This is a genomic window from Flaviflexus massiliensis, assembly GCF_001375495.1.
GTDB lineage: Bacteria > Actinomycetota > Actinomycetes > Actinomycetales > Actinomycetaceae > Flaviflexus > Flaviflexus massiliensis.
The window spans coordinates 442,781-464,573 of sequence record NZ_LN831057.1 but is presented as its reverse complement, the minus strand read 5'-3'; the positions used below and the strand labels follow the sequence as shown (position 1 = coordinate 464,573).

16 protein-coding genes and 1 pseudogene are annotated in these 21,793 nt (G+C 58.2%); 9 read left to right on the top strand and 8 right to left on the bottom strand.

From position 1 onward, the window contains the following. Window positions 1–136 precede the first annotated feature (136 nt). The 4 genes from iolD to iolC are packed head-to-tail and all read right to left on the bottom strand — an operon-like array spanning window position 137 to window position 4,763. Window positions 137–2,029: a 3D-(3,5/4)-trihydroxycyclohexane-1,2-dione acylhydrolase (decyclizing) gene (iolD, locus tag BN1241_RS03680; protein ID WP_054952345.1), complete on the bottom strand. Its 1,893-nt coding sequence runs from the start codon at window positions 2,027–2,029 to the stop codon at window positions 137–139. Further along, the gene (gene iolB, locus BN1241_RS03675; protein WP_054952344.1) at window positions 2,030–2,923 is read right to left on the bottom strand and encodes a 5-deoxy-glucuronate isomerase; all 894 of its coding nucleotides are present in this window, start codon (window positions 2,921–2,923) and stop codon (window positions 2,030–2,032) included. It abuts the gene before it with no gap. Beyond that, a complete protein-coding gene (locus tag BN1241_RS03670) occupies window positions 2,920–3,786 on the bottom strand; it encodes a Cgl0159 family (beta/alpha)8-fold protein (RefSeq protein ID WP_054952343.1) in 867 nt (288 codons plus the stop codon). Before BN1241_RS03670 ends, iolB begins: the two co-directional genes overlap by 4 nt. Further along, window positions 3,783–4,763: a 5-dehydro-2-deoxygluconokinase gene (gene iolC, locus BN1241_RS03665; protein ID WP_054952342.1), complete on the bottom strand. Its 981-nt coding sequence runs from the start codon at window positions 4,761–4,763 to the stop codon at window positions 3,783–3,785. The genes BN1241_RS03670 and iolC overlap by 4 nt, the downstream gene beginning before the upstream one ends. Before the next feature lie 200 nt (window positions 4,764–4,963). Between iolC and BN1241_RS03660 the strand changes: the two genes are divergently transcribed. The 5 genes from BN1241_RS03660 to BN1241_RS03640 all read left to right on the top strand — a co-directional run bounded on the left by BN1241_RS03660 (window position 4,964) and on the right by BN1241_RS03640 (window position 10,151). Beyond that, the gene (locus tag BN1241_RS03660; protein WP_054952341.1) at window positions 4,964–5,722 is read left to right on the top strand and encodes a GntR family transcriptional regulator; all 759 of its coding nucleotides are present in this window, start codon (window positions 4,964–4,966) and stop codon (window positions 5,720–5,722) included. A 203-nt stretch (window positions 5,723–5,925) separates the two neighbouring features. After that, window positions 5,926–7,002 carry a transaldolase family protein gene (locus BN1241_RS03655; protein WP_054952340.1) on the top strand — a complete coding sequence of 359 codons (1,077 nt, stop codon included), beginning with the start codon at window positions 5,926–5,928 and terminating at the stop codon, window positions 7,000–7,002. Between the two features lie 61 nt (window positions 7,003–7,063). Then, complete coding sequence (gene iolG / locus BN1241_RS03650) at window positions 7,064–8,047, top strand: inositol 2-dehydrogenase (RefSeq protein ID WP_054952339.1); 984 nt, start codon at window positions 7,064–7,066, stop codon at window positions 8,045–8,047. A 162-nt stretch (window positions 8,048–8,209) separates the two neighbouring features. Then, window positions 8,210–9,073, top strand: a complete 864-nt coding sequence (locus BN1241_RS03645; RefSeq protein WP_054952338.1) for a sugar phosphate isomerase/epimerase family protein — start codon at window positions 8,210–8,212, stop codon at window positions 9,071–9,073. A gap of 214 nt (window positions 9,074–9,287) precedes the next feature. Continuing rightward, a complete protein-coding gene (locus tag BN1241_RS03640) occupies window positions 9,288–10,151 on the top strand; it encodes a class II fructose-bisphosphate aldolase (RefSeq protein WP_054952337.1) in 864 nt (287 codons plus the stop codon). Between the two features lie 463 nt (window positions 10,152–10,614). On the opposite strand, the gene BN1241_RS03635 is transcribed toward BN1241_RS03640, so the two are convergent. Together BN1241_RS03635 and BN1241_RS03630 are read right to left on the bottom strand one after the other, a co-directional pair. After that, a complete protein-coding gene (locus BN1241_RS03635; RefSeq protein WP_054952336.1) occupies window positions 10,615–13,020 on the bottom strand; it encodes a DUF262 domain-containing protein in 2,406 nt (801 codons plus the stop codon). Window positions 13,021–13,054: 34 nt separating this feature from the next. Further along, window positions 13,055–16,003, bottom strand: a complete 2,949-nt coding sequence (locus tag BN1241_RS03630) for a DUF3427 domain-containing protein (RefSeq protein ID WP_054952335.1) — start codon at window positions 16,001–16,003, stop codon at window positions 13,055–13,057. Window positions 16,004–16,171: 168 nt separating this feature from the next. On the opposite strand from BN1241_RS03630, the gene BN1241_RS13415 reads away from it, so the two are divergent. The 4 genes and pseudogenes from BN1241_RS13415 (at window position 16,172) to BN1241_RS03610 (ending at window position 19,539) form a co-directional block, all read left to right on the top strand. Further along, window positions 16,172–16,306 carry a hypothetical protein gene (locus BN1241_RS13415; RefSeq protein WP_261795461.1) on the top strand — a complete coding sequence of 45 codons (135 nt, stop codon included), beginning with the start codon at window positions 16,172–16,174 and terminating at the stop codon, window positions 16,304–16,306. A gap of 69 nt (window positions 16,307–16,375) precedes the next feature. Further along, window positions 16,376–16,819 (top strand): hypothetical protein, encoded by a 444-nt coding sequence (locus BN1241_RS03625; protein ID WP_147599251.1) that lies wholly within the window; start codon window positions 16,376–16,378, stop codon window positions 16,817–16,819. A gap of 120 nt (window positions 16,820–16,939) precedes the next feature. Then, entirely contained in the window at window positions 16,940–18,220 is a 1,281-nt protein-coding gene (locus BN1241_RS03620; RefSeq protein ID WP_054952333.1) for a PDDEXK-like family protein, read from the top strand. A gap of 355 nt (window positions 18,221–18,575) precedes the next feature. Then, a pseudogene (locus tag BN1241_RS03610) lies at window positions 18,576–19,539 on the top strand (IS481 family transposase). Between the two features lie 119 nt (window positions 19,540–19,658). Here BN1241_RS03610 and BN1241_RS03605 read toward each other — a convergent pair. Together BN1241_RS03605 and BN1241_RS03600 are read right to left on the bottom strand one after the other, a co-directional pair. After that, complete coding sequence (locus BN1241_RS03605) at window positions 19,659–20,750, bottom strand: NADH:flavin oxidoreductase/NADH oxidase (protein ID WP_230198257.1); 1,092 nt, start codon at window positions 20,748–20,750, stop codon at window positions 19,659–19,661. Window positions 20,751–20,967: 217 nt separating this feature from the next. Next, complete coding sequence (locus tag BN1241_RS03600) at window positions 20,968–21,777, bottom strand: SGNH/GDSL hydrolase family protein (protein ID WP_147599247.1); 810 nt, start codon at window positions 21,775–21,777, stop codon at window positions 20,968–20,970. Window positions 21,778–21,793: the final 16 nt, after the last annotated feature.

Sequence of the window (21,793 nt, the reverse complement as noted above, 5' to 3'; positions counted from 1 at the left end):
TTCATCTACTTGTTTCAGGCATGCGTGAGGGGCAGGTTCTTTGACCTGCCCCTCACACTGTTGGGCAACTACTTAAGAACAACTAGGGTTGTACAGAAACGTGCAGTTGTCTGTATTCGGTGAACTAGAAGGTGAACTAGAAGTAGTGCCGCTGCGGCTTCTTCGCCTCCACGTGCTCTTCGTAGGCCTTCTGGGTCGATTCGATGCGGGACACTTCGGAGACGGGAACATCCCACCAGGAGGTGGAGGGAGGGTTCGGCCCGTAGAGGTCGGTCTCGATGTAGATCATCGTCGCACGCTCGGCCTTTTCCGCTTCCCGGTAGGCATCCTTGAACTCGGCGATTGTAGAGACTCGTAGCACGTTGAGCCCCCAGGACTCCGCGTTGGCCGCAAGATCCACGGGCACAATGTCGCCTTCCTGGTTGTGGGGATTATCCGCACCCATCCGATACCTCGTGCCGAAGCGCTGGGAACCACGCGACTCTGAGAGCCCGCCGATGGAGGCGAAGCCGTGGTTTTGGAGGAGGACGAAGATGACCTTGAGACGTTCCTGGACAATGGTGGCGATCTCCATCGGCAGCATCTGGTAGGTGCCGTCGCCCACGATTGCGACGACCTCGGAGTCCGGAAGAGCCATCTTCACGCCCATGGCCGCAGGAATCTCGTATCCCATCGTCGAGAATGCGTACTCGACGTGGTACTGGACGGGGGTCTTGGCGCGCCAAAGTGCCTGAAGGTCGCCGGGCATGGAGCCTGCGGCGTTGATGACCACGTCCTCATCCCCCATCATCTCGTTCAGTGCACCAAACACCTCAAGCTGAGAAGGAAGCGGCTGATGGTCGAGGTGATAGCACTCGTCCACGACCTTGTCCCACGCCTCCTTGACGGTGGCGATCCGCTCCGCATACTCATCCGAGACCCGGTAGTCCGCGAGCGCCTCCGTCAGATCCACGAGGGCTTCGCGTGCGTCTGAAACGAGCATTTCCCCGCCGTTCTTGACAGCATCGAATGCCTTGACGTTGATGTTGACGAACTTGACGTCGGGGTTCTTGAACTGGGTGTGGGAGGCTGTCGTGAAGTCAGAGTAGCGGGTGCCAATGCCGATAACGACATCCGCTTCATCAGCCAGGCCATTGGCGGAAGCTGCACCGGTTGATCCGACACCGCCCACGGACTGGGGTGAGTCGTGGTTGATGGCGCCCTTGCCTGCCTGGGTGTCGGCGACGGGAATGCCCGTGGCGGTGGCGAATGCTCGCAGTTCTTCGGAGGCTTCGGAGTAGATGACTCCTCCGCCGGCGATGGCAAGGGGTTTCTTGGCCTTCCTGATGATCTCGACGGCCCGGTTGAGTGCGGCCTTTTCGAGCGGATCGCGACGTACGTGCCAGACGCGCTTCTTGAATGCTTCGACGGGGAAGTCGTAGGCCTCGGCCTGGACGTCCTGGGGCATGGCGAGCGTGACGGCGCCGGTGTCTGCCGGGTCGGTCAGCGCCCTCATGGCTTGCATGAGCGATGGCAGGAGCTGTTCGGGCCTATTGATTCGGTCAAAAAAGACGGAGACGGGTCGGAACGCGTCGTTGACCGTGGTGTCGAGGGTCTGGGGGTTCTCAATCTGCTGGAGGACAGGATCCGGGTACCTGGTCGCGAACTGGTCCGAGGGAAGCAGAAGTACGGGGACTCGGTTGGTCGTTGCCACGGCCGCACCGGTCACCATGTTGAGTGCCCCGGGCCCGATCGAGGAGGTGCAGACCATGGTTTGGAGGCGGTTCTTGGCGGTTGCGAAGGCCGCTGCCGCGTTGACCTGCCCCTGTTCGTTACGGGGCATGTAGTACGGCATCGCTCCCCCATCCGGTTCGGGATCGAGTTCGTTTTGGAGGAGTGCCTGACCGAGGCCGGCTACGTTACCGTGCCCGAAGATTCCGAAGGTGCCCGCGAAGAAGCGCTGCTCGATGCCGTCTCGTTCCGAGTACTGGTTGATGAGGAAGCGGATAGTTGCCTGGGCTACCGTGAGCCGGACTGTTGCGTAGGTCATTTAGTTCTCCTCATTGAGTGGGGTCATGGGCAGGCGCGGGTCAATGTCGTCACCTTCCCAGGCTTGGCGCTGCCACGTGTGGCACGGGTCGTCGGTCATGAGCCACGTCGAGTCTTCGGCGGGGCCGCCCATGACGTTGAGGTAGTACATGTCGTGGCCGGGTGCCGCGACGGAGGGTCCGTGGTAGCCCCAGGGGACGATGACGGTGTCGCCGCTTCGTACTTCGGCAGTGACGTCAATGTCTTGACCCGGTGAGGAGTAGACCCTCTGCAGCCCGAAGCCTTCGGTTGCTTGGTCGGGACCCCCGTTGCGAATTTCGAAGTAGTAGATCTCTTCGAGTACGCGCTCGTCATCGGAGTGGACGTCATGCTTGTGGGGCGGGTAGGACGACCAATTGCCACCGGGGGTCAGCACTTCGCATACGAGCAGGTGGGAAGTTTCAACGTCGTTGCCGAGTGCGTAGTTGTTGACTTGGCGGGACATGATGCCCGAGCCGCGCAGCCCGGTTTTCACTTCTTCACGCGAGCAGTACCGGACCTCGAGGTCCTTTGATGCCTTCGTGGCGGGCAGTGCGAACCGCCCGTCCGTGACGGCTGTCAACGTGAATTGCTTTCCTCGGGGCACAAAAATGTAGTCCGTGATGTCGGTAAAAACGGATGTGCGACCCTTAAGCTCGAACGAGGTACCATCCACCTCGACGTTCACCGAGCCCGATAGCGGCAGCACAAGAAGTTCCGCCTGCCCGGTTTCGACAACTTCGCTTTCACCCGCCTTGAGATCAGCAATCTTCAGGGAGCAGAACTCCCATCCGGCTCGCTCGGCGGTGATGACGGTGTCGAAATTTCCGTTCCGGGTCTCCCCGGCCTTGATGACGTATTTATCGTTCTCATTCATAGTAGCTCCACAGCGTTGTCAACGGCCCGTTCGACATCACCGTCGTTCGGGTATAGCAGTGTTCGTCCCACAACCAGTCCCAAAACATTGGGCAGGGCGAGTGCACGGCTCCATTGTCCGAGCACTGCCTCCTGGTCTCGTGGAACTTCCCCACCCAGGATAAGGGCGGGAACGGTTGTTGAGGCCATCACTCTCTCCATGTCCTCCACACACGGCAGTTTCAGCCACGTGTAGGCCGACGTCCGGCCCTGCGCGGTCGCAATCGACACAGATTTGATGACGGCATCGGTTGAGAGGTCGTTTTGTATCCGATCATCAACCCAGGTTGAAATGAAGGGCTCCACCAAGATCCGCTTCCCCGCGGCAGACAGCTCGTCAATCGCCTTCGCGGTCGCGGTCAGCGTGTCGGCCGTGGCGGGATCGGCGAAGTTGATGCGAGTGAGGGTCTTTCCGCCCTCGAGCCCGCCCTTCACAATGCCTGTCGCGTCGTAGCAGTTGAACCTGTCGTCCATCTCAAAGCTCGACCCCTGCAGGCCCACCCTGTTCATGGACCCGTAAACATCCTTGCCTTCGAGCGCACCGAGCAGCACGAGGTCTTCGATGATGTCGGCGGTGCCAAGAAAACCGGTCACTCCCGGCCGAGCAAGGGCAGCGATGCAGCGCTCAAGAAGATCCGTCCGGTCTCCCATGGCCAACGGGTCCCCACCCGCACCCATGGCGCCGCGGCCGGGATGGTCGCATGCGATGATCAGTTGCTGGGTTCCCTGGACTGGACCGGGGCCGGGCATGCGGGCCTTGAACGCGGCAGCGATACGCTCCGGCTCGTAGGCACGGATCTCCGTAAGGTCGGAAATGGTAATCATGAGCGCGCCTCGACAATGGGTGCTGCGTGCGGATTTTCTGCGATCAGGTCGAGGACCTCGTGTTCATGCGGCATCGCCGTCGAGCATTCCAGTCGCGACACGACGATCGCGCCCGCGGTGGAGGCGAATTGTATGGCACGGGGAATGTCCCAGCCTTCAATCAAGGCGTGCGCCAGGGCCCCTCCGAAGGCGTCACCCGCCCCGAGACCGTTGACGGTCTCAACCTCGGTGGCCGGCACCTCCACTCGCTCATCAGCAGTCTTCGCGAGAGTGCCCTTGGGTCCCTGCTTGACGATGGCGAGCTCAACGCCCCGTTCGAGAAGAGCGTCGGCGGCACGGTCCGGATCGGTCTCCCCGACCGCAATCCAGCATTCCTCCCTGTTCCCAACGGCAACGTTGACCATTTCGAGAATGCCACCGATTTCCGTTGATGCTTCCTCTTCCGATTCCCAGAACATGGGCCGATAGTCGAGGTCCGCGATCGTCCACCCCTCTTTGTTACGCAGTTTGAAGGCGTGGTGGTGGGCGGAACGGGAAGGCTCGACCGACAGTCCGGTGCCGGACATGGAAAAGACCTTGGCAGCTCGCACGGCGTCCTCCGGGATGTCACAGGGTCGCAACTGCAGATCCGGTGCCGATGGTTCCCGATAGAAGTAGAGGGGAAAGTTATCGGGCGGAAAGATTTCACAGAACGTGACGGGAGTATTGAAGTCCCTGTTCTCCACCACGTAGTCGTCCGACACCCCGAGCCTGCGCATCTCCATTCGCACAAACCTGCCGAACGGATCATCACCCACGCCCGTGATCGCGGCAGAGCTGTGACCGTAGCGGGCCGCAGCTACCGCGATATTGGTGGGGGACCCACCTAGAAACTTGCCAAACGTGGAAACCTCTTCCAAACCAACATCGGCTTGCAGAGGATAAATATCGACGCCGGATCGACCGATCGTGAGAACCTCGACGAGCGTGCCGCCCATAGCGACTCCTTTCGCATTTCCGCACCATTGAGGGAACTACAGATCCATCATCCCCCATCTTGTCAGACCAAGTCAATTGATTGTTAGAACATTAAGACCTTGACTTGGTGCGAGATACCGGCGACAATTCACCGGAAGTGTGACAATTCGCGAAATATGCGCACTATTGTTATGCATACACTTGAGCAAAGGCTGACAAAATGACTGATACTTCTCTTGATATCCCCTATATCGCTGACATCACGCTCGACCGTCAGTCGATCGTTCCGCTGTACCAGCAGATTGCAGAGCCTCTAACAAAGCTCATCATGTCCGGCGCCATTGCGCCGGGCAGACTCATTGAGGACGAAGTTTCCCTCGCTCACCGTCTCGAGGTCTCCCGCCCCACAACGCGGCGCGCGCTCCAGGATCTTGTCAACAGCGGACTGCTCGTCCGCCGAAGGGGCGTTGGCACCCGCGTCACCCCCACCCACGTTCATCGCCAAATCGGACTGACAAGCCTCAATGAGGACCTCGAAAAAGCCGGATACGAAACTCGCACCGAGGTCCTGTCCTACCAGGTGCAGCTGGCAAACGAAGCCCAGTCGAAGCAGCTCAATTGTCAGGTCGGGGACGAAGTGGTCTCCATTGAGCGACTCCGCTGGATTAACGACTCCCCACTGGGAATCATGCGCAACACAATCCCCTCGAAGGTCGCCCCCACCCTGACCGAGCTGTCCCAGAACGGCCTGTACAAGTGCTTGGCGGATCGGCACGTCAAGATGGCAACCGCGGTCCAGACAATCGGTGCCCGCATCGCAACCGAATCGGAGGCCGAGATCCTCGGGCTCGAAACCGGGGCGGCACTCATGACAATTGAACGCACGGTCTACGACGTCGCGGGCGACGTCGTCGAATACGGCCGCCACATCTACGACGCATCACAGTACAACGTGACCATACCGCTCGTCGCCGACTGACAACCACCACACCCAACGCAATACCCACCCCGCACCAGAAAGGTTCAGATGCGGGGTGGGCATCCTGCACTTTCCTCCAACAACACCTTATCTTCTATTTGTCCATACAAATATTTGACATAGGTCTTCTATGTTAATAATCTGTGGGATATAGCCGCTGACCCAAAGACGGGCACGACAGCGGAACATTCCAGGAGCATGACATGAATACACAAGTGACACCCGGTCCTCTGAATGACGCGACCAAGGCCTTCCCCACGGTGCTGTGGAACGACTCGTCCGATCTCGATGAACTCTCTCAGTCCATTTCTTTTGGCGCTGTTGGGGCCACCTGCAATCCCCAGATCGCCTACACCACGCTCAACAAGCACCGTGATGTGTGGGGTGACAGGATTCGCACAATCGCTGAGAACAACCCGAACTGGGACGAGTCCGCCATTGGCTGGCAGGCCGTGAAGGACATGTCGGTTGAGGCAGCGAAGCTCCTTGAACCCGCCTTCCGCGAGAGCAATGGCAGAAACGGCCGACTGTCCGTCCAGACCGACCCCCGTCTCCACCGCAGCGCGGAGGCTCTGGTTGCTCAGGCCGAAGAATTCCACAATCTCGCCGACAATATTGTCGTCAAGATCCCCGCCACCAAGACCGGCATTGAAGCCATTGAAGAGGCCACCAAGCGGGGCATTTCCATCAACGTCACCGTGTCGTTTTCCGTGCCGCAGGCCGTCGCCGCAGCAACCGCCATTGAGCGTGGACTCGATGCTCGTAAGGCCGCCGGTCACGATGTTTCGACCATGGGTCCCGTTGTCACGATCATGGTTGGTCGCCTCGATGATTGGCTCAAGTACGTGGTGGCCCGCGACCAGCTGTTCCTCGACTACTCGGCGCTCGAATGGGCCGGCATTGCCGCCACCAAGAAGGCGTACGAGATCTTCCAGGAGCGCGGTTTCACCTCGCGTCTGCTCGTTGCCGCATTCCGCAACCCCTACCAGTGGGCGGAATTCCAGGGTGCCGACATGGTGATCTCGCCCCCGTTCAAGTGGCAGAAGCTCGTGAACGATTCCGATTACGTGGTGGAAGAGCGCATGAGCCGCCCGGTCGACCCGCACTACATTGAGCAGCTGCGCAGGATCCCGGACTTCAATCGTGCCTACGACGAAGACGGGCTCAGCATCGACGAGTTTGCGAGCTTCGGCCCATCGGCACGCACGCTACGCGGCTTCCTCGAGTCCGACAACGACCTTGATGTCCTCGTTCGTGACATCATCCTGACCGCACCCTGATCAACTCGTGGGGGCGCGGTCACCTCGCGCCCCCATTCCCACACAACAGAATCGACACACTATGAAGATTGGCATCATCGGAGCCGGCCGTATTGCCCGCGTCCATGCTCGTTCCGTCGCAGCACACCCACTCGCTACCCTCACCGTGATCTCAGATCCAATCGAGGAGGCAGGTCGGACACTGGCAGACAGTTACGGAGCACGGTGGACCGCATCCGCGGACGACTTGATCAACGACACCGAGGTCGAAGCGATCATCATCTGCTCCCCCACCCCCTTCCACGCCGAGCAGATCCTGGCTGCAGCCAGGGCAGGCAAGCCTGTTCTGTGCGAGAAGCCGGTGGCCATGGACATCGCAACCGTTGAACAGCTGGAGCGGGACCTCGAGGGTCTTCATGCTCGTGTCATGATGGGCTTCAACAGGCGGTTCGATCCATCATTTGCGAAGCTCCACGCCCTGGCGACGGACGGCACGGTCGGCAAGGTCGAGCAGGTCACGATCATTTCCCGCGACCCGGCCGCTCCCCCGGCCGAATACATTGCGACCTCGGGCGGAATCTTCAAGGACATGACAATCCACGACTTCGATGTGGCACGGTTCTTCCTTGGTGACATCACCTCCGTCGTCGCCATTGGCCAAAACCTCGATCCAGCACTTAAAGACACCGGCGATTTTGATGGTGCGATCATTACTTTGACGAACGCCGAGGGTGCCACCGCCACGATCACGAACTCGCGCCACTGCGCGGCCGGCTACGATCAGCGGCTCGAAGTCTTCGGCGACAGAGCCACCCTCAATGCCGACAATATTCGCCCCACGACCGTGACGGTCTCGGGCAGCGAATATACGGATGCGCGGGAGCCCTACCTCGACTTCTTCCTCACCCGCTACGAGGCTGCATACACGGCAGAACTCAACGAGTTCATCTCCGCCATCACCGAAGGCCGCAATCCCTCGCCCTCAATCGATGATGGGAAGAAGGCCCTCGAAATCGCAGAAGCCGCCGATAGGTCCGCACGGACCGGAATCATCGTCCGGCTCTAAGAAAGACCTGCTGGGCAGACAGAAGCACAGCACCCCAATACTCGCCACGATCGAAGCAACCACGACAGGTCATTGACCTCCGGTGGACGCTTTGAACCAGGCGCAATTTCAAAACCACGACTGCACAGTCACCCACTGCACAACAGACAAGGACGTCACACCATGAAGATTGCTGGCGCACCCATTTCCTGGGGCGTATGCGAAGTACCCAACTGGGGCTACCAAATGTCCCCCGAACGGGTCCTCACCGAAATGAAGAAGATTGGTCTTTCGGCCACCGAGTTTGGCCCGCAGGGCTGGCTACCAATTGAAGCAACGGCCCGAGCCGAAGCCGTCAGTACATACTGCCTTGAACCGGTTGGCTCGTTCTTCTTGGCGATCATGCACGACCCGGACTTCGATCCAATTCCTCTCGTCGAGCAGGAGCTCGCCGCATTCGAAGCTGCCGGGGGTTCGAACCTCGTGCTTGCCGCGGACTCGGGCCGGGATGGTTACGATAATCGCCCTGTTCTTGACGAGGAGGGGTGGTCCACACTTTTCACGAATCTCGATCGCATCTCCCAGGCGTGCGCCGATCGTGGCATCACCGCCAGCATCCACCCTCACTGGGGCACCATGGTCCAAAACGTTGACGAGGTTGAGCGCGTGCTCGACAACTCGACCGTTGCACTCTGCCTCGACACCGGCCACGTCGCCTGCGGGGGTGCCGACGTCGTTGCCCTCACCAAAAAGTACGCGGACCGCGTCGCCATCGTCCATGCCAAGGACATCCACAAGGACATGACCGACAGGCTACTCACCGGCGAACTCGTGTGGGGCGATGGCATCAAGGCCGGCATGTTCGCCCCCATCGGCCAGGGCGACATCGACTTCGCCACGATCGTCAAGACGCTGTCGGATGCGGGGTTTGATGGCTACTACGTTCTCGAACAGGACATCATGCTCGATCGCGAACCAGCAGAAGGTGCGGGTCCCATTGAGAACGCTCGCCAGTCCTTCGAGGCACTGAAGTTGCTCGCTGCGTAGCCGATACCGGTTCTTAGTATTGAAATGTCGCCCACGAACAGTGGGCGACATTTCATTCCCTCACTGCATTTCAAATCACACCCAAGGCGAGTATTATCAAGAGCGGGCACTCTTTTTCCCACCATTTATTGGTTGAAAGGAGAGTTTTTCACCCAAATATTGAAATAAAGTCAGGTTTTACAGCACCTGCCCCACTCAACGCAGAGGAATAGACATGCTCATCAGTCTTCACGAGGCTTTGGAATACGCGGAGAAGAATAACGTTGGCATCGCCGCCATCAACACCCCGACGCTCGAAATGCTGTTGGCAACGATCCGGGTCGCGGAGAAGTACAACATCCCGATGATTCTGCAGCATGCCGAGGTGCACGAGCCGATCAACAAGATCGAGGACATCGGCCCCGTCATGGTCGCCCTCGCCAAGCGTTCCACCGCTCCTCTCGTCGTTCACGTCGACCACGGCGAATCGTTCGAATACGTGAAGCGCGGATTCGATGTTGGCTTCAACTCCGCCATGATCGACGCCTCCCGCCTGCCCTACGAAGAGAACCTCGCCGTCACAAAGAAGGTTGTCGAGCTCGCCAACGAATACGGCTACGGTGTGGAGGCCGAGCTGGGTGTCATGCCCGGCCGTGAGGACGGCTCGCAGGTCGGTTCCGGAGAGAGCAACGAAACCCTCTACACGGATCCGGACCTGGCGGAGTCCTTTGTTCGGGACTCCGGGGTCACGGCACTGGCCTGCTCCTTCGGTACCGTTCACGGCCTCTACAAGGCCGAGCCCAAGCTCAACTTCGATCTCATCGAAACGCTGCGTGAGCGCACCGGTGTGCCGATTGTCATGCACGGAGCATCAGGTCTGTCGGGGGCCGAATACCGCGAATGCATCAACCGCGGTGTTCGGAAGATCAACTACTACACGTACGCGGACAAGCAGTCCTTCGAGGCCGTCCAAACCTTCTTGGAAGAAAACCCCGAGACCTTCATCTTCTCCGACCTGACCGTCCCCGCCTCCAAGGCCGTGGAGGAGAACCTCGACGTACTCGTCAATGTTCTCTACGAGAACGTCATCAAGAAGTAGGCCCGACTAGCTCGAAGTGAAGTGAAGCGTACTGGGTTTTGTTCCGGTTCTTATATGGGGTCAGATGACTGGCCCGGTGTCGATTGTTACTGGTGATCTCTTCTGGGGTGGTGTAGCCGAGTGCCGAGTAAAGGCAAGTGCTGCCGTGGACTCAGCGCAGTGCTGCCCAGCGGGCCACTGTGCATGATCTCCACGACTGGAATTCGATTAACTGAGTCTTGTGCAGACCATTGACCGTCTCAGCTCAAGCATTGTCATAGGAATCACCAACGCTCCAGGTCGAGGAAGGAATTCCGAGTCAGCTAGTAGCTCACTGTCGACATTGGGCATGTGCTGGGATCATGATCGGCGTGATGAATGAGATCGGTCAGGTTCTCTTTTGAGTTCATGGCTGATCATCGACAAGGCGTTGAGCAACTAGAGAGTTATGAGAGTGGGAGGCTCACCCGAGCCTCCCACGTGATCAGGCTTCCTCTTTTCGCCCTTCCAAGGCAGAGAGCCAAGATGATAGCGTTCCGTCAACGAGTCGGCTGTGGACATACCCTCGACCCAGCGACCGAATAGCGCCAAGGACAGCAAGAATTTCCTGCGTACTAGCATTCGCTGGATCATGAGACTGCAGGAATTCGTCGAGAGGTACACCCAGAGCTTGCACCGATCCGCCCGGGGCCCACTTCTCGATCTGTTCACCGAGCTCTTGTCGGATATCGGCTGTGTCTTGTTGTTCAACGTTAAGAGTCTCAAGCTCACACAACTTCGGGACAAACTTGAGCAACTCCTCGAATGGCTCGGTTACCGTCTCTTCCTGTCGTCGCACCGCTTCAGAATCTGGCCTCAACGTAAAGACAACTTCTTCCGGATCCAGCTCAAGGTCCTCAAAGACTCGGCGAAGGAAGTCGATCTTCGTGTCCGTGTCGTTTGATCCCTCGAACCACAATCCCGGAGTTACAGGCTTCGGACCCCACATGGATTCTGGCTTCTCCCCCACGTGAAGAAGTGACTCATTCTCAGCAAAAGCGAAAAGCTTTGACCGATACGACTCCAGCAAGGTCTGAAGGATCCAGACGACTGCATCGGGCCACACCGAGACGGTCTTGCTGCTTCCCCACAGGGAGACGCCTGCGACCTTGCGATATCTAAAGCTACCTTCAGAACCGAGGGGCTCAGATGGCAAGATGACAGGTGGCGCCACAAAGTCGGTCTCTGCCATGGGCCACAGTGTCAACGCGTCCTTAGCGAGCGCATCCGTACGTTCCTCAATTTCGGCGCGGCCCCAGGTTTCCTTGGCCACAATCATCTGATTGAGACGGTAGGACGCTGACGAGAATCCATTGAGTCGAGAGACCTTCTCAGCAAACGGCAGATTCGAGTACTCCGAGTTGTACCCGGTGATGGTGAGATTACCCAGGCGATTGAGCCACGTCTCGTGGATCTCCTCGTAGTCTTCCCCGAGTTCCTTCTTCCATGCCTCAGACAAGGTTTGTGGCATAACGTGTTCAATACTGAGCTCCCCCGATGCCAGCTTGTTCGCAATTTCTCGACTGTCCTTTGAAGAGAGATTCTCAAGTGACTCGAAGAGGAACTGTCGGCTCTCTCGCCTCATCTTGTACACGTTTCGCGTCCGCATTCCTTCGAGAAACTCAGAGTTGCTGGGGAAGCGACCGCTACCGCCATCGCGTCGGCGTAACAGGTAGGTGAGGATATCGGTGTACTCCTCTTTACCCTGCCGCAATTTGATCAACTCGTTGTACATCGTGGCAAATATCTTGTTCAACGAATTTGTCGGAATTTCCGCCATAACCCGGCGAACGATATAGGACTCAACGAGGTGAATGACTCGTTCAAAGTCGCTCTCGGTGGTCTTACCATCGAGGACATCTCGATACACAGGCATAAGGAACGGAAGCGTGACGTCAGAGAAGATCAGCGAGAAGCGCGCAAGCCGCTTGTCGACTGTTGGCATACCAGTCGCTGCTGAGTGCAGCTCGCGACACAGCTTGGAGAACATGTGCATGTCGTCGACAACCGCCTCAACGTCTGACGCCGACAATAGGTATGCCTTAAAGTCCTCATAGACCTCAGACTCGCGAGGTGTTCGGCCCGTCTTGGAGACGAGATACCAGCGAATAAACCAGGAAGTCTTGTAATCGACATTGATCTCCATGGGGTTCCAGCGCTTGTCATAGAGGTGCTGTTGCTTCTTGGAATCCAAGCCCATGAGGACCAAGTTTCGGATCTTGTCGGCTTCCGTCAGGTCGAGACCTGTCGAGTTCAGAGACTCGAAGATGCGCTGCGGATCATCATGCTTCTCAAGGTTCAAATGCATCACTTCGAGGCCGCAAATTGCCTCCCACACACGGTCGGCCGTGAGATCACTGGACCTGAGACGCTCACGGAAATACCGGTAATTCCCAGTCACATTCGATGATTCACGAAGCTCTTCCGACTGCTCGAAAACGCGCTGGTAAGCATCGAGATCATTCTTGACGGGCTTGAGCTTGAATTTCACCTGAAGATCATCATCTCCCGACACAATAAAGTCGCCGTTGATCTTCTTGCCCAGGGTGGGATCTACACTCTCGATGTCACCATCCTCGAGGGCATGAACCAATGCAAGCATGAGCAAACTGACAGTTGTCAAGCGCTGCTGGCCATCGATCACAATCCAATTCCATGAGGTCTCAGCATGGCCAACTATCGCGCCGAAGAAGTGCTTCTCTCGTTCCGACCGCACCACATCCACAAGGTCATCAAAGAGGCGTTCACACTGCTTCTGTGTCCAGTCGTAGTTGCGCTGATAAACGGGAACGATGAGTTCCAGGCTCTTTCCGTCAAAAATCTTCGTAATACTTTGAACAATGCCCTTCATTGGATATCCATTCCCGCGCGGTTAGTCTCGACCATCATCGTATCTTCGCCCCCGACACATCGGGGCACAGTTCTGACGAGTCGGTACTGAGCATGTACTCGTACAACGATTCTTCAACGGCGGAGTCAAGCTCAAGGTCAACCTTGATGACAGGCAAATCCTTGTCCTTGCCGGGCATGAACGTGTCGACAGCACCCTGTGGATCGACAGTACCGAGGTAGTAGTGCTCGGCTCCTTCGGAGTCGTGCTTCTTCACGAACAGGTGGATGGTGTAGGCACCCGAAAGAATCTTCTTCTCCAGCGGACTACTCGTCGTTCTGCCTGACTTTGAGAACCACACCATGTCTCGTGGACTGAGGAACTCGTCCTCGTAGGAGACAGACAGGTCAGTATCTGGCCCTTTGTGGTAGGTGACGAAGATCGTGGCAGTCTTCGTATTCTCATCCACCTTGTATCCGAACATGGTGGCGGTCTCGTTCTGGTCCCATCCAAGCAGGCGACACACGTCCTTACGCGTGTACTGGTCGCCAAGGTTGAGGCCACCCTGCCAGTTGCCACGGATCCTGCACAGTCGGAGCCCCGTGTCGATGAGATCATCAACGTGGGCACGGAAGGACGTCGCCCACTCGCTCGAATGTAAATCGTCCGTCGGCTTGTACGCGCGATACAGGGTGGCGAAATCCGGATCGAGCACAAGGCCGCGATCATCAATGGTCGCAGGAGCGACGCCACCGAAACGAGCACGGTCAATATCCTTGAAGAACTTGCCGGTGACCACCCGCACGGCGGACGCGACGACCTCGGGAGCCGATGTCGTGCCGGCCCCGGCCAACAGGGAAGCAACATCCGTCAGTCCCATGGGGCCACCACGGTTGAGCAGCTCCCGGAGAATGAGCAACTCGTGGGGGCGCTTCCCTGCCAGTAGTTCCACTGAGAGGAACGACAAGAAGTTCTTCTCCAGTAACGTGGGTCCATGGTCGACGAACTTGAGGAGATGCAGCAGGGACCAATAGTTGAAGGGCTTTTCAGCCGCCGCTACGATATTTGGGGATAGGAGCTCGAAGTTGACGAAGTCGCCCAACCGAGGGACCCTCTGCAGGCGCTGCATGAGCGTGTTGATGTCGTATCGGATTTCGCGGCGAGCCGCAAGCTTCACCTTGTCGAGCGAGGAGAGGATGCGCTCCTGGGCGATGCGCTCGAAACTGATGGTCGAGGCGCCCTGAACATCCGGGCTCCTCACGTGCTTGCGCACCGTGTTCTTCGAGCCGTCCTGGACACCACCCAGGGCAACGGGAATGAGATAGTTCGTGTCGTAGTTCGCGATGAAGTCAATGACGCGCACGTGGGTCTTGCCAGCAGCTTTGCGCAGGCCGCGCCCGAGCTGCTGGGTGAAGATGATGGCGGACTGGGTGGGTCGCAGGAGCACCACCTGGTTGATAGCGGGAATGTCGATGCCCTCGTTGAAGATGTCGACGGTGATGAGGTAGTCGAGACGGCCCTCGGTGAGGTCAACAATGCCCTGCTCACGCTCTTCTTGGGTGTTCGCGCCAGACAGTGCCCGGCTTCGCAGTGGTCGACCGTCAATGGCACGCTCGTTGAGCATGGATGCCAATCGAGTCGCTTCTTCGTTCCGCGAACAGAAGATGAGGCCGCACACACCGCGGGCACGCCCGTAGGCCCGAAGCTTGGAGACGATGTAGTCGACCCGCTCATCACTCGTGAGCTCCTCCAAGCTGGACTGCCGGGTCATCGACCGCTGTGAACCATCGGTGTAATCGGTGATCCCGTAGTAGTGGAACGGAGACAACATCTTCGCTCCCAGAGCATCCCGGAGCCGGATCTCGTAGGGCACGTTGTAATCGAAGAGTTCGAAGATGTTGAACCCGTCCGTACGCTCAGGCGTTGCACTCAGGCCAAGAAGGAAGCCTGGCGTGTAGTAGTCGATGAGCTTCCGGTACGTGCCGGCACCACTGCGGTGCACTTCGTCGATGATGATGTAGTCGAAGTGAGAGCGGGCGAATATGCGCCGGTTCTCCCCCTTGGACAGCGACTGTACGGTCGCGAACGTGAAGCGAGCATCAATGTTCTGCGTTCCTCCGCCGAAGAACCCGATCTCGTGATCGGCAAGGCCGAGAACCTTCTGGAACTCCAGTGCCGCCTTCTTCGCGATCTGTTCGCGGTGGACAAGGAAGAGTACTCGATGAGGATCGACGTTCTTGACCGCGAGCGCCGCGAGGATCGTCTTGCCCGTACCGGTGGCGGAGATGATGAGCCCGCGCTTCTCCCCCGCCGCGTACAGCTTGTCGAGTTCTTCGAGAGCATCGGCCTGCATCGCATTCGGCCGAATCACCACCGACGAATCGTTTGCCTCCAAGGGTGTGTCATCGTCACCGGTGACGATGACACGGCGCCGGCGGCGCCGCTCGTAAGCGGAAATGAGTTCCTCAGTCAGCGGCTGAGCGCGCCCGATCTGGAACTGCACAGCGTCAGCAAGCTGGCTCGCCACGTCGCCGTCCCGCTCAGCGGAGAACTTGAGGTTCCATTCAGCATTGACCTTGAGGGCGTAGGCGGTGAGGTTCGACGAGCCGACAATGGCGGTGGTACCGGCCTCGTGGTTGAAGATATAGCCCTTGGCGTGGAAGCCCCGCTCTTCATCGGCCAGATACACGTCGCAGTTCTCCAGCAGGAGGAGCTCGCGCAGATCATCGGGATCGTTGAAGTCCAGGTACGTCGAGGTGATGATCGTGCCGCGCGCCTTCGTCTCTACGAGGGCGTTCTTGAGGGCCGCCAAACCATCGGAAGAAATAAAGGCTACGGAGAAGACGAACGATTGACAGCTTCCCAGCAGGGAGTTGATCGCGGTGAGCATCGTCGCTTCACCGGTGTTGGAGATGAGCTGGGGAGAGTACTTCTTCGAGGCGGGAAGAGTGCGGTTGATATAGCCGAAGAGAGTGTCGGTGTACACCGCTGACTGCTCAGTCATCCCGCTCCTTTCGCCTACAGAGCAGCGTAGCCGAAACGCGGCGCTCTGATCGTCAAAACCACGTGTGACCGACCAGGACGGCAAAGTACCGGTCCGTCCTCTGAAAACTGTTCGTCCATGTGTGTCCACAGCCTCTACTACCGTGAGAATACGCAGTAAGGGGACATCATGACATCGGATCTGGGGCGCATCGTTTCGCCATTCGCCTGGATCAACGCATCTGATCGGCGAATTAGTAGCTACTGGTGGTACGAGGCTGACATTCGCCCCTTCGAACATGTTTCCGGTGAGAACGCTGCATGATTCGTTCGCGAGTTTTACCACGAGCACTGCTGAAGTATTCAGGATGCTTACTGGAGATTCTTCGAGGATATGGATCGTTGTGTGGGATGCGGGGAGTATGCGGTTTTCTGCCCCTCCATCATCGAACACCTCGAGCCCGAAGAAGACGATGATTGCCGCACCTTCATGAAACTGACGCGACGCTATTCACAAGACTCAATGCCAGACGTGGCCGCTCTTGCCTCGGATAGCGTGAAGAACGCATGGGCGATTCGAGGCATGACAGGCCAGGAGACTCTGGCCTTTCTACGCAAGGAAGCTGAGCACGCGCTCGCTCTTGGCTATGACCCGAATACGGTTGAGGAAGCTTTTATCACCGCTCGTGAGTTCTTCGAGGATCACACTCTCCCCTACTTCTGCGATGATCCACGTGAGCGAGGCAGAGCCCTTGGCCTGGCCAGCATTCGATCGCGACAGGAGACACCTGGTCACTCACGGACGAGGCAAACAACCTTGCCGACCGAACAGCGGTAGATCATTGGCCAGCAACAGACACAATGACAGTCATCCGGTCGAAAGAGGCGACGCTACGAACCGAGGCTCGGATCTACGAAAATGTCCCAATACTGACCGAAACATAGATAGACTCAACTCATGACAGGTGGCGCCGATAAAGAAGCGAATACTGAGGGCAGGCAAGCCCTCCAAGCGTTTCTGCTCGATGTTGCGTCGCTCGAGGAACTTAACCCGTGGCTCGTGCGTGACAACATCTTTGAGATCCTGAATCTAGCGCACAACGAAATCCGCCATTCTACGATGATCGGCTGGCTCTTGGATCCGATGGAATCCCACGGTCTTCACGGCGCAGTGTTGGAGCACCTCTTCCAGTATGTCGCCTCGCAATCGCTGGTTGATGACCCCCTCGGCTTTAAGCTGCTCCAAATGGATCCGGTCAACTTCGAGATCCGACGCGAATACGAGCACATTGACATCCTGGCGGTCAATGGCAGGGACAAAGTTCTGGTCGCTTTCGAGAACAAGATCTGGTCGGGCGAGCACGACAACCAGCTCCGTCGTTACCAATCGATCATCGACAGGAACTTCCCCAGTTACGATGTCTTGCGGGTGTACCTCACCCCAGACGGCGCGGAGTCGTCGAATCCTGATCAGTGGGCCTCCGTGTCCTACGCCGACCTCACCGACATCATCGCGCAGGCGCGATCGGGTGCGCAGCTCACCACGACAGCCGAATTACTCATCGATTCCTACATTGACATGATCAGGAGAAATATCGTGACGGATCCCGAACTCGATGACATCGTTGCGCGCATCTATCGCAAGCATCAGAAAGCCATCGATCTGATCATCAAGCATCTCCCCGACTATTCAGAACTCGTTAAGGCAAAAGTCATCGAGTGGGGGAAGGAGAACCTTCCCTCCTTCGCATCCGAGTCGCGCCCGGACCAAAAGGGATCGTGGTTCCGCTATCGCTTCTATACAGAAACGATGCTGAATCTGCTCCCCAAAACCTCACAAACTGACGCTTGGGATGGGCTGACGTTTTGGAACTACGAACTTGCGATTGACAGCAACCGTTCACGTATCAAGTTTAATATCCAACTTGTCTTCAACGAATCATCAGCAACTGGAAACAGAAAGTCTCAGCTAATTGAAACAGCGGAATATCTGAGGACGGCTCCGGAAAGTCCGTGGAAACTGGCCGGCCATAACAAGCGCGACAGACTGTACAACATCTTCCTGCTACCCGAGACGACCATGGAAATGGATCCGAGGAATGTTTCGCCTGAAGACCTGGTCGAATTGGATAACTCTCTCAACGCTGGGCTTGCTCGAATTCGGGAGTTCGAGACAAAGCTCGAGGAATCGGACTGGTACCGAGCTCGCATCTCGCAGACACCCGCCGACACCGCCTAAGAATGCTTCTTGGCAATCACCACGTGCCCGAATGGAGTACCCGCCGGCATCCGGGTAATGATGCTATACGGCCGCGAGACACGTGAGAATAGTGGCGCCGTCGGGAACGGGGACGGCCGGAGAGAAACCGACGGTGACCAGCATGGTCACGCCGGGGCTGAGCATGATAATCCGGCCCCCGCCCCTGGTCTCATCCTCAATGAGGTGGCGAACGCGGTCGCTTGCTGCAGCAGTGCCATCACCTAGGTGTAGTCTCCACAGACTTTAGATACATGCGGCGTGGTTGAGTGACATGAAGAAGACCTCCGGGCGAGGTGGAGCTTGTCAGAGTTCACACTTTCCCCCGGAGGTCTTCATGTCCCACCCTAACGCGTTCCTGTCTCCCAAGGGTCGTCTCGAGCTCGCCAAATGCATCGTCGAAGACGGCTGGTCCTACCGGCGGGCTACGGAGCGGTTCCAAGTCTCGGTCAGTACCGCCCAAAGCTGAGCTGCCCGTTTCCGTGTCGAGGGTGAGGCAGGGATGCATGACCGCTCCAGTCGGCCCCCACCACAGCCCACGACAGACTCCCAAGCGGCGCGAGCGGCGCATCATTGCCCTGCGGGTGGGCCGGCGATGGGGACCGGACCGCATCGGTCACAAATTGGGAATCCACCCATCGACCGTCCACCGGGTGCTGTCGCGTGATGGCACGGCCAGGCTCACCTGGCAGGACCGAGCCACCGGGCGGACGATCCGCCGCTACGAGCACCCCGGCGACTTGGTGCACGTGGACATCAAGAAGCTCGGCCGGATCCCCGACGGTGGAGGACGCAAAGTCCTGGGCCGCCAAGCAGGAAAGAGGAACAAGACCGACACGGCTACGAACCAGCGCCCTGGGTATGCCTATGTGCATAATGCGGTCGATGACCACTCCCGGCTGGCGTATGTCGAGACACTGGCCGATAAGAAGAAGGAAACCGCAGCCGGATTCTGGCAGCGGGCGAACAGCTACTTCGAGTCCTGTGGTGTGAGAGTCAAACGCGTGCTGACCGACAACGGCTCGTGCTACCGATCGAAGACGTTCGCCGAGGCGCTAGGCGAGGACATCACGCACAAACGCACCCGGCCCTACCGGCCCCAGACCAACGGCAAGGTCGAACGCTACAACCGCACCATGCTCGAGGAATGGGCCTACGCCAAGCCCTACACATCAGAGAACGAACGCGTCGCTACCTTCCCTGAAGGGCTACACGACTACAATCACCACCGAGGCCACACCTCACTCAAAGGTCAACCACCAGCCAGCCGCGTACCCAACCTCACTGGAGATTACAACTAGGTATCAATCGAGACAATCAAGATAGTTGTGGGGGTGAGCTGACCGGCTCACCCCCACAATCATCCTACCCAGCTCCTAACTAGAGAAGCACAGCTCCTGTATTAGCTGCGTATCGGTCGTTAGCTGCGCATCAGTTGACGGTGGTAGGGCTGGGCGAACTCGGGTTCCTCGCGGAGCCGTGCCCGCCATGCTTGCGTCACATACGGGTCGGAAAGGAGCACGCGACCCAGGATTGCCACGTCGGCACTGTCGCGCACAATCTGCTCAGCCTGGGTGGCTTCGGTAATAAGGCCAACGCTGCCGGTTGGTATTCCGGTTTCTGCGATCTGTGCAGCAAATCGCACCTGGTATCCGGGGCCGGCAGGGATCTGAATGTCGGGGATATTGCCTCCGGTCGACACATCGACGAAGTCGAGTCCCAGTTCCTTGGCCCTGCGAATGAATTCGACCGAATCGGCTACCGTCCATCCCTGCCTCGAATCATCAACGAACTCGCACCAGTCGGTAGCGGAAATGCGGATGGCGAGGACACCGGGCACGACAGCGCGGACAGCTTTGATGACCTCGAGACCAAAGAGCATCCGGTCCTGTCCCCACCGATCCGTTCTCTTATTGGAAAGCGGTGACAGGAATTCGTGAATGAGGTAACCGTGGGCTCCGTGCAATTCAATGATCTCGAACCCGGCTTCAACTGCCCTGCGTGCCGCCTCAACGAACGAGTCAATAAGATCAAGGATCTCGTCCTCAGTAAGTTCGTGGGGTGTCTCGTATGAGCCTGAGAAGCGGATGGGTGATGGTGCCACGGGCTCCCAGCCCAGCTCCGAATCCTTCGGGTGCAGAACCTCGGGTTCCCAGGGACGCGGTCCCGATGCCTTACGCCCAGCATGGCCCAATTGGATTCCCGGCGTCGCGCCGGTGGACACGATGAGTTCCGCGAGCCTTGTGAAGGATGGTATCTGGTCATCGTTGTGGATGGCGAGGTCGTAGGGGGAGATCCTACCGTTCGCTGTCACTGCCGTGGATTCGACGATGATCGCGCCGACCCCTCCCCATCCCCTACTCGCGTAGTGAACGTAGTGCCAGTCATTGGGCCGTCCCAGATCGTCTCCGCTTGGGGATGCGGAGTATTGGCACATGGGTGACATCCACGCCCTGTTGCGCGCTGTCACGTTGTTGATGGTGATGGGGGTGAAGAGCTGGGACACAGCCATCCTTTCCACGTCGTTGTTGTGTGACCTCCGTTTGGGAGCCACGGAAGTTTGCAAGCTGCCTAAGAATTCCAGGTGGGGAGTACACGGATTTGCAATGCACATTGCTCGTCGCGTGCGATCACTCCACGAGAATCACAATCGTTCACAATTTTGTGCATCACGGTTTGTGCGCTTCCCGGGTGCAACTTCTTATGAGATCAATTTGTTCCGGCGGTCACTACGCCCAGGGCTGATACGCTGCCACATCCGCTATCTCGACCGTGGGGGCATTGAGGGTGGGTGCGATCCTTTCCGCCCACAGCTGTGCCCAATGCTGGTAGGCGTGCGTGTTCGGGTGGAACAGGTCCGTTGAATGGTAGCGGAAGAGATAGCTGGCAAGCGGCAGCGAGCTGGTGAACTTCTCAAGCTCAACCAGGTGGTGACCATCCCGGTCCACATAGGAGTGGATCATGGAGGACAGTTCTTTGGCACGTGCTCCGAATGGTCCGGGGCCGAAGGAGGGGACGTCGGAGATGAACGTGCCGGGTGGTAGGGATGCGGTGAGTGCGGATACGTATTCGGCAAGCAGATGCCGATCGATACCGTATCCAACGTCGTTGCCACCCACATCCAGCGTGACGACGTCGGGAACAATATCGGCCTGTGATTCGAGGCCCTTGAGAGACATGATCTGGTGGGTCAGAACGGAGGGCATAACAGCCCCTGAGACCGAAAGGTTGATGAGTGCGACCTCGCGCCCGGTCATGTCCTTCAGCGCGGCTGCCACACGCGGAACATATCCGTCGAAGACATGCTCGGCACCAAGCCCCTGGGCGGCCGAGTCCCCAAGAGCCACGTAGATCAGTGGGTCGGCGATGCCGGCTTGGCGGTTGCGGTGAATCTTGGAGATGATCGCAAGATTGGACTGCTCCCAGTAGCGGGCGAAGGGTTTGCGTTGGTTGGAGACACGGCGCGCTCTGCGCGCCATGACCTGGCTTCCAGCAATCACGGCACCCGCCCCGAAGGCGACGGTTCTCAACTTTGACACTGACGGACCCCTAACG

Bases quoted from the DNA above. Each gene is read 5' to 3' on its own strand.
- BN1241_RS03625 (WP_147599251.1), top strand. From the start codon at position 16,376: ATGGATCGTTGTGTGGGATGCGGGGAGTATGCGGTTTTCTGCCCCTCC.
- BN1241_RS03645 (WP_054952338.1), top strand. From the start codon at position 8,210: ATGAAGATTGCTGGCGCACCCATTTCCTGGGGCGTATGCGAAGTACCC.
- iolD (WP_054952345.1), bottom strand. From the start codon at position 2,029: ATGACCTACGCAACAGTCCGGCTCACGGTAGCCCAGGCAACTATCCGC.
- BN1241_RS03670 (WP_054952343.1), bottom strand. From the start codon at position 3,786: ATGATTACCATTTCCGACCTTACGGAGATCCGTGCCTACGAGCCGGAG.
- BN1241_RS03635 (WP_054952336.1), bottom strand. From the start codon at position 13,020: ATGAAGGGCATTGTTCAAAGTATTACGAAGATTTTTGACGGAAAGAGC.
- iolG (WP_054952339.1), top strand. From the start codon at position 7,064: ATGAAGATTGGCATCATCGGAGCCGGCCGTATTGCCCGCGTCCATGCT.
- BN1241_RS03620 (WP_054952333.1), top strand. From the start codon at position 16,940: ATGACAGGTGGCGCCGATAAAGAAGCGAATACTGAGGGCAGGCAAGCC.
- BN1241_RS03655 (WP_054952340.1), top strand. From the start codon at position 5,926: ATGAATACACAAGTGACACCCGGTCCTCTGAATGACGCGACCAAGGCC.
- BN1241_RS03640 (WP_054952337.1), top strand. From the start codon at position 9,288: ATGCTCATCAGTCTTCACGAGGCTTTGGAATACGCGGAGAAGAATAAC.
- iolC (WP_054952342.1), bottom strand. From the start codon at position 4,763: ATGGGCGGCACGCTCGTCGAGGTTCTCACGATCGGTCGATCCGGCGTC.
- BN1241_RS13415 (WP_261795461.1), top strand. From the start codon at position 16,172: ATGACATCGGATCTGGGGCGCATCGTTTCGCCATTCGCCTGGATCAAC.
- BN1241_RS03605 (WP_230198257.1), bottom strand. From the start codon at position 20,750: ATGGCTGTGTCCCAGCTCTTCACCCCCATCACCATCAACAACGTGACA.
- BN1241_RS03660 (WP_054952341.1), top strand. From the start codon at position 4,964: ATGACTGATACTTCTCTTGATATCCCCTATATCGCTGACATCACGCTC.
- BN1241_RS03630 (WP_054952335.1), bottom strand. From the start codon at position 16,003: ATGACTGAGCAGTCAGCGGTGTACACCGACACTCTCTTCGGCTATATC.
- iolB (WP_054952344.1), bottom strand. From the start codon at position 2,923: ATGAATGAGAACGATAAATACGTCATCAAGGCCGGGGAGACCCGGAAC.